At 64.0% G+C, this 13443-nt stretch carries 10 protein-coding genes; 7 read left to right on the top strand and 3 right to left on the bottom strand.

The annotated features are described in order from the left end of the window. The first annotated feature begins 14 nt into the window (after window positions 1-14). The 3 genes from HMPREF9696_RS15375 (at window position 15) to HMPREF9696_RS15365 (ending at window position 3663) form a co-directional block, all read left to right on the top strand. On the top strand, window positions 15-695 hold the full coding sequence (locus HMPREF9696_RS15375) for a class I SAM-dependent methyltransferase (protein WP_002713954.1): 681 nt from the start codon (window positions 15-17) through the stop codon (window positions 693-695). Between the two features lie 168 nt (window positions 696-863). After that, the gene (gene acs, locus HMPREF9696_RS15370; RefSeq protein WP_040302090.1) at window positions 864-2819 is read left to right on the top strand and encodes an acetate--CoA ligase; all 1956 of its coding nucleotides are present in this window, start codon (window positions 864-866) and stop codon (window positions 2817-2819) included. A 322-nt stretch (window positions 2820-3141) separates the two neighbouring features. Then, window positions 3142-3663, top strand: a complete 522-nt coding sequence (locus HMPREF9696_RS15365) for a L,D-transpeptidase (protein ID WP_002713952.1) — start codon at window positions 3142-3144, stop codon at window positions 3661-3663. 142 nt (window positions 3664-3805) lie between these two features. Here HMPREF9696_RS15365 and HMPREF9696_RS21335 read toward each other — a convergent pair whose 3' ends face one another. Both HMPREF9696_RS21335 and HMPREF9696_RS15355 read right to left on the bottom strand, forming a co-directional pair. Further along, window positions 3806-4411: a thermonuclease family protein gene (locus HMPREF9696_RS21335; protein ID WP_040301511.1), complete on the bottom strand. Its 606-nt coding sequence runs from the start codon at window positions 4409-4411 to the stop codon at window positions 3806-3808. 70 nt (window positions 4412-4481) lie between these two features. Next, window positions 4482-4700, bottom strand: a complete 219-nt coding sequence (locus HMPREF9696_RS15355; protein ID WP_002713950.1) for a DUF1674 domain-containing protein — start codon at window positions 4698-4700, stop codon at window positions 4482-4484. 240 nt (window positions 4701-4940) lie between these two features. Between HMPREF9696_RS15355 and HMPREF9696_RS15350 the strand changes: the two genes are divergently transcribed. From HMPREF9696_RS15350 to purH, 3 genes are all read left to right on the top strand, one after another. Then, window positions 4941-6284: an RsmB/NOP family class I SAM-dependent RNA methyltransferase gene (locus HMPREF9696_RS15350; RefSeq protein WP_002713949.1), complete on the top strand. Its 1344-nt coding sequence runs from the start codon at window positions 4941-4943 to the stop codon at window positions 6282-6284. Window positions 6285-6531: 247 nt separating this feature from the next. Next, a complete protein-coding gene (locus HMPREF9696_RS15345) occupies window positions 6532-8286 on the top strand; it encodes a heparinase II/III family protein (RefSeq protein ID WP_081602409.1) in 1755 nt (584 codons plus the stop codon). Between the two features lie 143 nt (window positions 8287-8429). Then, window positions 8430-10022, top strand: coding sequence for a bifunctional phosphoribosylaminoimidazolecarboxamide formyltransferase/IMP cyclohydrolase (purH, locus tag HMPREF9696_RS15340; RefSeq protein WP_002713947.1), 1593 nt, complete (start codon window positions 8430-8432; stop codon window positions 10020-10022). A gap of 106 nt (window positions 10023-10128) precedes the next feature. On the opposite strand, the gene HMPREF9696_RS15335 is transcribed toward purH, so the two are convergent. Continuing rightward, window positions 10129-11520: an MFS transporter gene (locus HMPREF9696_RS15335; RefSeq protein WP_002713946.1), complete on the bottom strand. Its 1392-nt coding sequence runs from the start codon at window positions 11518-11520 to the stop codon at window positions 10129-10131. A 118-nt stretch (window positions 11521-11638) separates the two neighbouring features. On the opposite strand from HMPREF9696_RS15335, the gene ggt reads away from it, so the two are divergent. After that, window positions 11639-13375: a gamma-glutamyltransferase gene (gene ggt / locus HMPREF9696_RS15330; RefSeq protein WP_002713945.1), complete on the top strand. Its 1737-nt coding sequence runs from the start codon at window positions 11639-11641 to the stop codon at window positions 13373-13375. Window positions 13376-13443: the final 68 nt, after the last annotated feature.

The following is a 13443-nucleotide window of genomic DNA, read 5'->3' as shown; positions in this document are numbered from 1 at the left end:
CGGTGATACGCCTTATGGAACAGGCTCCGCAGCACCCCATCCCCGACAAAGCCGCCTTCATCCGCGCCAACACACGGCTGCGGCCGGTGCCGCTCGTCCCCGAAGTTTCGCTGTTCGTGGCCGATGAAGCGGTGCCGCTCTGGCACAAGACCGAGGAAGAACTCGGCGAAGCCGGGTTGCCGCCGCCGTTCTGGGCCTTCGCCTGGGCGGGAGGTCAGGCGCTGGCGCGTTATGTCCTCGACAATGCGGATATCGTGCGCGGCAAAACGGTGCTCGATCTCGCCAGCGGATCGGGGCTTGTCGGCATCGCCGCGATGAAGGCTGGTGCGGCTGCCGTGACTGTCGCCGATATCGACGCCTTCGCCTGCGCCGCCGCGGCACTGAATGCCGCCGAGAATGGCGTCGCGATCGCCACCTGCGACAAAGACCTTCTGGCCGGCGGGACACCGGAGCGCTGGGATGTGATCCTCGCGGGCGATATTTTCTACGAACGCGACACCGCGCAGCGCGCCTATGATTTTCTGTCCGAACATGCAGCGCAGGGCGCAACCATTCTGATCGGCGACCCCGGACGCAGCTATCTGCCCCGCGACAAATTGCGCCGGATCGCCGATTACAGCGTGCCGGTGACCCGCGACCTGGAAGATGCGGAAATCAAGAAAACCGCGGTCTGGAGCCTGTTGCCGCCGGCCTGAAATCCGCCATCATCCCCTTCATCTGGCACGGAAAATACGGGGTCCGCCAAAAGTCCTAGTTGCGGTCGCTTGTCGCTGATGTATGCACAGGCGCATAATATCAAAAACAAGAAGAAGCCGCGCGCATGTTGCGCCGCGGACGGCCTGCGTGGAGGAAACGAGGAAGTCATGTCCGACAAAATCTACGACGTATCCGCGGAATGGGCGAAGCGCGCCTTTATCGACGAACCTAAGTACCGCGAGATGTACGCGCGTTCGGTCAACGACCCCAACGGCTTCTGGGCGGACGAAGCCTCCCGCCGGCTCGACTGGATCAAGCCCTTTACCAAGGTCGAGAACGTCTCGTTCGCGCCGGGCAACATCTCGATCAAATGGTTCGAGGACGGCGTCCTCAACGTCGCCGCCAACTGCATCGACCGCCATCTCGACAAGCGCGGCGATCAGGTCGCGATCATCTGGGAAGGCGACGACCCGTCGGAATCGAAGAAGATCACCTACCGCGAGCTGCATGACGAAGTCTGCAGGATGGCGAACATCCTGCGGCTGCGGAACGTCCAGAAGGGTGACCGCGTCACCATCTATCTGCCGATGATTCCCGAAGCGGCCTACGCCATGCTGGCCTGCGCGCGGATCGGCGCGATCCACTCGGTGGTGTTCGGCGGCTTTTCGCCCGACTCGCTGGCGCAGCGCATCACCGACTGCAAATCGAAAGTTGTCATCACTGCGGACGAAGGCCTGCGTGGCGGCAAGAAGGTGCCGCTGAAGGCCAATGTCGACGCAGCCATCGCCAAGGCCGGCGGCGGTGTCGATTGGGTCGTCGTGGTCAAGCGCACCGGCGGCAAGATCGACATGGACCCCGTGCGCGACGTCTGGCACCACGAAGCCGCCGCGATGGTCGACACCGACTGCCCGGCGGAGCCGATGAATGCGGAAGACCCGCTGTTCATTCTCTACACGTCCGGTTCGACCGGCACGCCAAAGGGCGTGCTGCACACCACCGGCGGCTATCTCACCTTCGCGTCGATGACGCATCAGTATGTGTTCGACTATCACGAGGGCGACATCTACTGGTGCACCGCCGACGTGGGCTGGGTCACCGGCCACAGCTACATCGTCTATGGGCCGCTCGCCAACGGCGCGACCACGCTGATGTTCGAGGGCGTGCCGAACTATCCGGACAATTCCCGTTTCTGGAATGTCATCGACAAGCACAAGGTCAACATCTTCTACACTGCGCCGACCGCGATCCGCGCGCTGATGCAGGGCGGCGACGAGCCGGTGAAGAAAACCTCGCGCGCCTCATTGCGCCTGCTCGGCTCGGTGGGCGAACCGATCAATCCCGAGGCATGGGAATGGTACTACCGCGTGGTCGGCGATTCACGTTGCCCCATCGTGGATACGTGGTGGCAGACCGAAACCGGCGGCATTTTGATTACGCCGCTTCCCGGCGCCATCGCACAGAAGCCGGGCTCGGCCACCAAGCCGTTCTTCGGCGTGGTGCCGGAGATCGTCGATGCCGACGGCAAGGTTCTCGAGGGCGAGGCGCAGGGCAATCTTTGCATCGCCAAATCGTGGCCGGGCCAGATGCGCACGGTCTATGGCGATCACGCGCGGTTCGAGCAGACCTATTTCTCGACCTACAAGAACAAGTACTTCACCGGCGACGGCTGCCGCCGCGATGCCGACGGCTATTACTGGATCACCGGCCGCGTCGATGACGTGATCAACGTCTCCGGTCATCGCATGGGCACGGCAGAAGTCGAAAGCTCGCTGGTGGCGCATGACGCCGTGTCGGAGGCCGCCGTGGTCGGCTATCCGCACGACATCAAGGGTCAGGGCATCTACGCTTATGTCACGCTGATGCAGGGCGTCGAGCCGACCGAAACCCTGCGCAAGGAACTGGTCGCATGGGTGCGCAAGGACATCGGTCCGATCGCTTCGCCGGATCTGATCCAGTTCGCGCCCGGCCTGCCGAAGACACGCTCGGGCAAGATCATGCGCCGCATCCTGCGCAAGATCGCCGAAGACGAATACGGCAGCCTCGGCGACACCTCGACGCTGGCCGATCCGATGGTGGTCGACGATCTGGTGAACAACCGCCAGAACAAGAAGGCCAACGCCTGAGTCGTTCGGCTTTGAACAGACGCCGGGGCCGTTCTGCCATGCAGCGCGGCCCCGTGTTTTTGAGCGGTGATAACCGTCGCCCGTGCAGGTTCCGCAAAACGCGCCGGAGCCATCGGCTCCGGCGCGCGATCTCACAAAAATGTCACCTGCGCCGGGCCGTTTGAAGCCGGGTGTTGTTTCCCGGGCATTTACTTTGCCGCCGGAATTTTCTTTTTTGCGCCGCGCGGCCAGCCTTCTACACCCGGCGATAAGGTGCTGTTGAAACCTCTCCGGCAGGATGGCGTGCCCGAAAGTCCGCACGACCGGCAAACTGGAGGCGATGATGGTGCGTAAACTGACGATGATCCTGGCGGCCACCGTTGCATTTTCGGCAACGGGATTGTCCGGCATGACCGCGCAGGCAGCGCCGTCGGTGGTGGCTTCTCCCCACGGCTATGCGCCGGGAACTATCGTGGTGAAGACCAACGAACGCCGGCTGTATCTCATACTCGGCGAAGGGCAGGCGCTGCGTTATCCGGTCGGGGTCGGCAAGGCCGGCAAGCAATGGGCCGGCGCCACCCGCATCGACGGAAAGTATCGCCAGCCCGCATGGTCGCCACCGGCGGATGTGAAGCGTGACAATCCGAACATTCCCGATGTGATCCCCGGCGGCTCGCCGTCCAATCCGATGGGCGTTGCGGCCATGACGCTGGCCGGGGGAGAGTACGCCATTCACGGCACCAACCGTCCAAACTCGGTCGGCGGCTATGTTTCGTACGGCTGTGTGCGGATGTACAATCAGGACATCAGCGATCTCTTCAACCGCGTCGAGGTCGGCACGCCGGTGATCGTCACCTCGCGGTGATTGCCGCACCATTCCGATGTCAAGATGCCGCGTCATTGCGAGCGAAGCGAAGCAATCCATTCTTTAAGGAATGACTCGATTGCTTCGTCGCTGCGCTCCTCGCAATGACGCTGCGAATTCCTGCCGGCAACCTCGCCAACCGTCATCTCGCTGACGCCATGCACCACCCGCCGCGTCTGCCGCCCTGATAGGGACGCGCATGCCCGGCAGCCAGCAATGCCGACGACACATTCGGCGTGCGGCGTGTCGCAACGTCTGCCACCACGCGGCCGTTGTATTTGTCAGGTCCGATATTGAAGATCGTCACATCGCCATCGGCGAGTTGCGCGCGTAGCGCTTCGCTCGCCGTTTCCGCCATGCGCATTTCCTCCGCGCATGCGCCCTTCATTTCCGGGGCGTCGATCCCGCGCAGCCGCACCCGCGTTATCATTTCGAGCCCGGGCCACAGATGCACCCGCGCCTCGAACGTGTCGCCGTCGATCACACGCATCACCTCGACGGAATGACGCACACTGGTATTGCCGTCGCGGCTCCATGTGGGCGAGGGTAATGGCGGCGGGACGCTTGGCCCGGCTGACCGTTCGGGAACTCCCGCCCACGGCAGGCGGTCCCGGCCCGGGATCGCGGTTCCACACGCAATGCCGGTCACGAAAATCAGCGCGAACGGCCAGACCGGCGCACCGGGCGTGGTCCGGCGGCGTGGTAGCGAACGCCCCGCTGTTCTTTGAATAGGTCGATCTAGGATCATATACCTAGAATAGGACTAAAACACACCCGGCCGCAAGCGCGATCCGTACGATCCGTAGTCCTACGTAAGATCAAAAGTCCGAAGCGATGCCCTTCACTTCCCAATCGCCATAGCGGGTGGGTTCAGGCCCCTTCGGACCCTGAATCTCTTTCGCCCGAGAATCGGCCTGCGCGGCCTTGCGCCGTTCTTCGGCCTCGGCGAGCGCACGCTGGGCCTGCGGCGACAATGGCTTTCGCGCTGGGGCAGGATCGGCATCGACAGGATGTAAGCGTGACGGGTCATCATTCATGGCTGACACTCCCGGATGGTCAGAGCCGAAACTGGAATCTAGAGAGGCGCGACGCCTGATCAAGGCCCGCGGGCGATCCGTATCACGACAGCGACCGCCCGTCTGTGAACCAGTTTACATTTTGAAGACAAGACAATTCGAGCAAGCCGCAATTCTTACATTTGGCATATTCCGGTGTCACAGCTTTGCCTCCGGTGCGATATCCGTTGCGCCTGTCCCGCCAAAGAATGTTTTTGCTGCATGAAGCCTTCGAGATTTGTCCCGCCCACCGAGGTACCCGGCCTCGCAGCGCGCAGGATCGCGGCCGACATTCTTGACGGCGTTCTGCACAAGCATCGCATGCTCGACGATCAGCTCGACGGCCCGGGCGCACATCCGGGACTGAAAACGCTTGCGGATCGCGACCGCGCGCTGATGCGCCGCCTGGTTGCAACCATCCTGCGGCGGCTCGGCACGCTCGGCCATGTGCTGTCGCGCCTGCTCGACCGCGGCATTCCGAGTGACGCGCCCCGCGCGCAAAGCGCGCTTCTGATCGGCGCCGCGCAGATTCTGTGGATGGATGTTCCCGATCATGCCGCGGTCGATCTATCGGTCCGCCTTGTGCAGGCGGATCGGCGCGCGGCGAAGTACGCGGGCCTTGTCAACGCGGTGCTGCGGCGCTGCGCGCGCGAAGGCCAGCCGCTGATCGAGGAAGTGCAATCGCAGATGCTCGATCTGCCGCCGTGGCTGGTGGCGCGCTGGATCGCGGCCTATGGCGAAGACACCACGCGCGCCATGGCCGCCGCCATCGGCGTCGAGCCGGCGCTGGACCTCACCGTCAAATCCGATCCGGACAATTGGGCGGCGCGCCTGCATGGCGAAGCGCTCGCCACCGGCACGGTGCGGACGCTGCTGCATGGCTCGGTCACCACGCTTCCCGGATTCAACGAAGGCGCGTGGTGGGTGCAGGACGCCGCCGCCGCGATCCCGGCCCGTCTGTTCGGCGATATCAAGGACAAGAGCGTTGTGGATCTTTGCGCTGCGCCCGGGGGCAAGACCGCGCAACTGATTCACGCCGGCGCGCGGGTCACCGCTGTCGACCGCTCGCCCAACCGCGTGGCGCGTCTGCGCGAAAATCTGGCGCGCCTTTCGCTTGAGGCGGAGACGGCGGTTGCGGACGCGACCGAGTGGCAATCCGGCGACCTGTTCGACGGCGTGCTGATCGACGCGCCGTGTGCCGCAACCGGCACCATCCGGCGGCATCCGGATGTGGCCTGGCTCAAACAGGAGTCCGACATCGGCGCCCTCGCCGCGGTCCAGAAGCGCATGCTGCAGAAGGCCGCCACCCTGCTGAAGCCCGGCGGAACTCTGGTTTACTGCACCTGTTCGCTGGAACCCGAGGAGGGCGAGCAGGCCATCGCCAGCATTCTCGCCAGCGAACCGGGTCTGCGCCGCATGCCGGTCGGCCGCGATGAAGTCGCCGGGCTCGATGAAATCGTGACCGCCGACGGCGACATCCGCACCCTGCCCTCCCATCTCGCCCATCCTGATTCGCGCCTCGGCGGCCTCGACGGCTTCTTCGCCGCGCGCCTCGTCAAATCCTGACCCTGCGCGGCAAGTGATTCGCGATTGCCCGAAGCCTTCCTTGGCTTTTGCGGTCCTCATCGGCGGATTTCACTGAAATTACTGGGATATGTGTTGGGGGTGCCTTGCGGGCATTTCCGGATTACAACGGTGCGCAAAGATTCTCGCAGCCGGGAGACGGTATCCCGCGCGGGTCTCACTCGGTTCATGGGGAACGGTCAGCGCTGGCGGCGGGGACACCGCCGGCGCGATCAGGGACAGGGCGCAGGTGGCGGTCGCTTACCGACGACGCATTTCATCGCTTTTGCTGGGCCGCGCCGCGCGGTCCGTGCTGGCGCGCGCCAGCGGGCAATCGGTCGCGCTGTCGCGGTTCTGGCCCGGCCGCACCGACCGGTTGCTGATCGCACCTAACGACCTGCGCACCGTCGACGCCACCCGCGCCTCCGAAATCTATGCCGGGCGCTTCGTGTTCGCGGGCAAAATCGTCACCTCGCACGGCCGCTCGATTTTTGAACTCGATCCGCCGTCGGACGACTGGGAATCCAACCTGCTCGGCTTCGGCTGGCTGCGCCATCTGCGCGCCGCCGATTCGGCGATCACCCGCGCCAATGCCCGCGCGCTGATCGACGACTGGATTTCAAAGCCGATCCGCAAGCGCGGCATCGGCTGGCGCGCGGACGTGCTGGCGCGGCGGGTGATCTCGCTGCTGTCGCAAGCGCCGCTGGTGCTGAACGATGCCGACGGAAAATTCTATCGCCGCTTCCTGCGCAGCCTGACCCGCGAGATTCGCTATCTGCGCTATACGATGGTGGATATTCCGGACGGCGTGCCGCGCCTGCAGGTGCTGATCGCGCTGTGTTATGCCTCGCTGTGCCTCGCCAATCAGGCCAAGCACATCAAGTCGGCGTCGCGCAAATTGTCCGACGAATTGCAGCGCCAGTTGCTTCCCGACGGAGGGCATATTTCACGCAATCCCGGCGCACTGATCGAACTGCTGCCGGATCTGCTGCCCCTGCGCCAGACTTACACCGCGCGCAACATCGCACCGCCGCCTGCGCTGCTCAACGCTATCGACCGCATGATGCCGATGTTGCGCTTCTTCCGGCACGGCGACGGCAGCTTCGCACTGTTCAACGGCATGAGCAGCGCGCCCTCGGGCCTGCTTGCGACGTTGCTGGCCTATGACGACACCCACGGCACTCCGATGTCGAACATGCCGCATTCGGGCTTCCAGCGCCTCGACGCCGGCGCGACCGCTCTCATCATGGACACCGGCACGCCGCCGCCGCCCGCGGTGAGCCGCGACGCCCATGCCGGATGCCTGTCGTTCGAACTCTCGTCCGGCACCGGCCGCATTGTGGTCAATTGCGGAATTCCCTCCACCGGCCGCGACAACTGGCGCGCCTTCGCGCGCTCGACGGCCGCGCATTCCACCCTGATCTGTCACGACACCTCGTCGTGCCAGTTCATCGAACTGCCGGCGATGAAACGGATGCTGCAGGGCGCGCCGATTGTCTCCGGCCCGTCCAATGTCGGTGTCGTCCGCGAGGCGGATAACGACAGCATTCAGCTCACCGCGACCCACGATGCCTATGCGCGGCAGTTCGGCGTCGTGCATCAGCGCAGCCTGACGCTGTCCGCCGACGGCACCCGGCTCGACGGCGAAGACACGCTGCTGAACGCCTCGGGCTCGTCAACGCGCAACAAACCTGACGACTACGTGCTGCGCTTTCACCTGCACCCGTCGGTCAAGGCCAACCGCCTCACCGACGCCCATGGCGTGATGCTGGTGCTGCCCAATCGAGAGGTCTGGACCTTCGAGGCCCCAAACGACAAGGTCGACCTGGAAGACAGCGTGTTTCTCGCCGGGTCCGACGGGCCGCGCCGCACCTCCCAGATCGTGATCCGGCAGCACCGCGCGGACTCACCAAGCGTGCGCTGGAGTTTCAGCCGTTCCTCGGCCTCTGCGTCTGTCACCAATGCCCGCCGCGATGCCCGCCGCGAGCCGGAATTGCCGCTTTAGGGATCAAATCCCCTCGTCCCGGCCTGCGCCGGCACGACACCGGCGGTCATGCAAAATTCGCTGCAAAAACGACATGGATTGGAGGTTTTGCCCGGCGAAAAACCGTGCTACCGGGCGGCATCCGTCGAACCAGGACCCATTCCATGGCTGACCACCCGCGCCGCGTGACGCGCGCCCTTCTTTCCGTTTCCGACAAATCCGGGCTGATCGAATTCGCCCGCGCGCTTTCAGACCGGGGCATCGATCTGGTTTCCACCGGCGGCACCGCCAGGGCCATCGCCGACGCCGGGCTGAAGGTCCGCGACGTGTCGGATTTGACCGGCTTTCCCGAGATGATGGACGGGCGGGTGAAGACGCTGCATCCGAATGTCCATGGCGGCCTGCTCGCGATCCGCGACAACGCCGATCACACCCGCAGCATGAAGGATCACGGCATCGCGCCGATCGATCTTCTGGTGGTCAATCTCTATCCGTTCGAGGCGACCGTCGATAAAGGCGCGTCCGAAGAAGACTGCATCGAGAACATCGATATCGGCGGCCCGGCCATGATCCGCGCGGCGGCGAAAAATCATCACGACGTCGCCGTGGTGGTCGAGGCGTCCGACTATCAGGCCGTGCTGGATGAACTCGCCGGCAACAACGGCGCAACAACTCTGTCGCTGCGCAAAAAACTCGCGCAGAAAGCCTATGCGCGCACGGCCGCCTACGATGCCGCGATCTCGAACTGGTTCGCCGATCAACTGAAAATCGAAGCGCCGGATTTCCGCGCCTTCGGCGGCAAGCTGATTCAGGCGCTGCGCTATGGCGAAAACCCGCACCAGCAGGCATCGTTCTACAAGTCGCCGGAACGCCGTCCCGGCGTCGCCACCGCGCGCCAGTTGCAGGGCAAGGAACTGTCCTACAACAATATCAACGACACCGATGCCGCCTACGAAGCCGTCGCGGAATTCGATGCCAAGCGCACCGCGGCCTGCGTCATTGTCAAGCATGCCAATCCCTGCGGCGTCGCCGAGGGCGCGGATCTCGCCGCCGCCTATCGCAAGGCGCTCGCCTGCGATTCGACGTCGGCTTACGGCGGCATCATCGCCTTCAACCGCAAGCTCGATGCGGATGCGGCCAATGCAGTGGCCGGCATCTTCACCGAAGTCATTATCGCGCCCGACGCAACCGACGAAGCCATCGCCATTATCGGCAAGCGCAAGAATCTGCGCCTTCTGCTCGCGGGCGGCCTGCCCGATCCGCGCGCTGCCGGGCTGATGACCAAGACCGTCGCCGGCGGGCTGCTGGTGCAGTCACGCGACAACGCCGTGGTCGACGACATGACCTTCAGGACTGTCACCAGGCGCGCACCGACCGAAGCCGAACTGAACGACCTGCGTTTTGCCTTCCGTGTCGCCAAGCATGTGAAATCCAACACCATCATCTACGCAAAAGATCTCGCCACTGTCGGCATCGGCGCGGGCCAGATGAGCCGCGTCGATTCCGCGCGAATCGCCGCGCGCAAGGCGGAAGATGCCGCGAAAGAACTGGGACTGGCCGCGCCGATGACCAAAGGTTCGGTGGTGGCGTCCGACGCCTTCTTCCCGTTCGCCGACGGACTCTTGGTGGCGATCGAGGCCGGGGCGACTGCGGTTGTCCAGCCGGGCGGTTCGATGCGCGACAATGAGGTGATCGAGGCCGCCGATGCCCATGGCATCGCCATGGTCTTCACCGGCACGCGGCATTTCAAGCATTAGATCGTCATTGCGAGCGAAGCGAAGCAATCCACTCTAAATCCAAAAAGCTGGATTGCTTCGTCGCAAGTGCTCCTCGCAATGACGGGTGCTGATTTCACGCCTGGCTCTAGGCCCGAACTCTCTTCAGCAAAAATAGGCCCGCCGTGAAGAAGATCACCAGAACGGCCATTCCGGCCTTCTGGCTGTTTGCCGCATCGGTCACCAGTCCGATCAGCAGCGGCCCGAAGAACGCGGTGACCTTGCCCGTGAGCGCAAACAGTCCGAAGCATTGCGTGATGCGGTCTTTCGGCGCGAGACGGATCAGCATGGTGCGCGACGCCGCCTGCATCGGACCTGCGGCAAGGCCGATCAGAAAGCCGAGCGCGAGATAGGCCTTCTCCGCCGGCGCAGCAAACAGCGGTCCGTTCGGCACCGGCGGCGGCACCGGAATGAAGAAGATCGCATCGCGGTCGATCAGGAGAATCGCGGCGAGCGCGGCGAGAAGGATCACGAGGCTTCCGGCCACCACCTTTTTCGGACCGAGCCTGTCATCCAATCGTCCGCCGAGCCACGCACCGAACGTGCCTGAGATCGCCAGCAGAATTCCGAAGGTGCCGATCTGGATCGTATTCCAGCCGAACGTGCCTGCCGCATAGATGCCGCCGAAAGCGAACAGCGAGACAAGGCCGTCCATATAGATCATGTTGGCGATCAGGAACGCCAGCAGAGAGGGCGTCTTCGGCAGCCGCGCCAGCGTTTCGCGCAGCTCCTGCAGGCCCTGACGCACAGCGCCGCGCGCCGGTGCCTTCGCCGCATGATCGGGCGTCAGCAGAAACATCGGCAGCACGAAGATCATGAACCAGATCGCGGTCAGCGGGCCGGTCAGCCGGTCGCCTTCAAACGCTGCGGGATTGAGGCCGAGAATCGGCGTCAGTCCGAACAGGGTTTTGCCGGTCGAAGGGTTCGCCGCCATGAACCCGAGCACGAGAACAAGACTCAGGATTCCGCCGACATATCCCGTTGCCCAGCCGGTGCCGGACAATCGTCCGATGCGCTCGGGCGGGACCAGCGTCGGCATCATCGCATTGTTGAACACGGTCGCGAATTCGACGCCGACGGTCGCGATCCCGTAGGCGATCAGCAGCGGAACGATGATCGACGGATCGCCAGGCTTGCCGATCCACATGAGCGACGAACCGATCACCAGAAGCGCGCCGAACACCGCGATCCACGGCTTGCGGCGTCCGCCCGCATCGGCGATGGCGCCGAGCACCGGCGACAGCAAGGCGATGACCAGACCCGCCGCCGCCGTCGCGTATCCCCAACTCGCCTGACCCGTGACCGGATCGGAGGCGACGCGCGAGGCGAAATAGGGCGCGAACACGAATGTAGTGATCAGCGTGAAATATGGCTGGGCCGCCCAGTCGAACAGAACCCAGCCGATGATTGCCGAACGCGGCGGATAGGTCTGCGGTAACGCGGATGCGTGACTGTCATGCGCCGGAACGGCTTGAGCCATGATCGAATTTCCTGCCGAATCAATCCGGAGATTGGCCGTGGTTGCCGCGAAACCATATAGTGCGGCGGTCCAATTGCTATCGCGATTTTCCGTAGAGGCGGTTTGCCGGAGTAAGGTTATGGCTCTGTTTACCAAGCGCGGCGCACTCGCCTTGGCGCTCTGCGTCATCGGACTGTCGTCCGCAGCATCGTTCGCTCAGGACTCGCGGCATGGCTACTATGCGCCGCCTGCGATCGAGACGGTTCGGCCGGTTGCCGCGAAACACGGCATGGTGGTCGCGCAGGAAAAGATCGCGGCGCAGATCGGCCGCGACATCCTGGCGCGCGGCGGCAACGCGGTCGATGCCGCTGTCGCCACCGGCTTTGCCATGGCCGTCACATATCCCCGTGCCGGAAATATCGGTGGCGGCGGATTCATGATGGTGCATCTGGCCAGCGGCATGGATGTTGCCATCGACTATCGCGAGAGCGCGCCGGCGGCCGCGACACGCGACATGTTTCTCGGGGACGACGGCAAGCCGGATACCAAGAATTCGCGCGATCAGGCGCTCGGCATCGGCGTACCCGGCACGGTCGCCGGCCTCGCGCTGGCGCTGGAAAAATACGGCTCGGGAAAATTCAAGCTCGCAGACCTGATCGCGCCGGCCATTCCGCTCGCGCGTGACGGCTTCGTGCTCGCTGACGATAACGCGGACACGCTGCCGGACTGGCACCGGCGGCTGGCGAAATGGCCATCGAGTCAAAAGATTTTCTCGCGCGCTGACGGCACCTCGTTGCAGCCCGGCGACCGCCTGATCCAGAGTGATCTTGCAGCAACGTTGGAAGCGATTGCCGCGCAAGGCGTCAGCGGCTTTTACGAGGGGCCCGTTGCCGAGAAGCTCGCCGCCGCAATTCAGGCCGCGGGCGGCATCATCACCCGCGACGACCTCAAGACCTATCAGCCGATCATCCGCAATCCAATGCGCGGCACCTATCGCGGCTTCGATATCGTCTCGATGCCGCTGCCCTCCTCGGGCGGCACGGTGCTGATCGAAACGCTCAACATCCTCGAAGGCTACAAGCTGCGCGAGATGGGCGCCGGATCTGCGGATGCGCTGCATGTCTCCATTGAAGCGATGAAACGCGCCTATGCGGATCGCGCGCGTTATCTTGGCGATCCGGCCTTCGTCAACGCGCCGACAGTCCAGTTGATCGGCAAGGACTACGCAGCCAGGCAGCGCGCCACCATCGACATGTCTCACGCAATGCCCTCGAGCGAGGCAACCGGCCCGCGCGAAGGCAGCAACACCACGCACTATTCCGTGGTGGATTCGGAGGGCAATGCCGTGAGCAACACCTACACGCTGAACTTCAGTTACGGTGTCGGCCTGGTTGCGGACGGCACCGGCGTTCTGCTCAACAACGAACTGGACGATTTCACCGCCGCGCCCGGCGCGTCGAACGCCTACGGCCTTGTCGGCTTCGAGGCCAACCTGCCCGGCCCCGGCAAGCGTCCGCTGTCATCCATGACACCAACCATCGTGCTGAAGGACGGCAAGCCCGTGCTGGTGACCGGTTCGCCTGGCGGCAGCCGCATTATCTCGGCGGTGCTGCAGGTTCTGGTCAACGCCATCGACTTTGACATGAACATTGCAGCGGCGGTCTCGGCGCCGCGCCTGCATCATCAATGGCTGCCGGATGAAGTGCGCGTCGAGCGCGGATTTTCCGACACCGTCCTTGCTGCGCTGCGTGAGCGTGGACACAAGATCATCGCGCCGCTCGGCCAGACCTCGGCCAATTCCATTGCCGTGACGGCGGATGGCCTGCTCGGCGCGCCCGACCCGCGCACACGCGGCGCGGAAGCAGCCGGATATTAGAGCCATTCAGACGCGCGACCCGCATTTGGCTGATGACAGGTAAAATGATCTGCGTAAACTTGCCGCAG

The sequence above is a fragment of the Afipia clevelandensis ATCC 49720 genome, assembly GCF_000336555.1.
In the GTDB taxonomy this organism is placed as follows: Bacteria; Pseudomonadota; Alphaproteobacteria; order Rhizobiales; family Xanthobacteraceae; genus Afipia; species Afipia clevelandensis.
The sequence above is the reverse complement of the archived record's forward strand: the minus strand, read 5'-3'. Positions and strand labels throughout refer to the sequence as shown.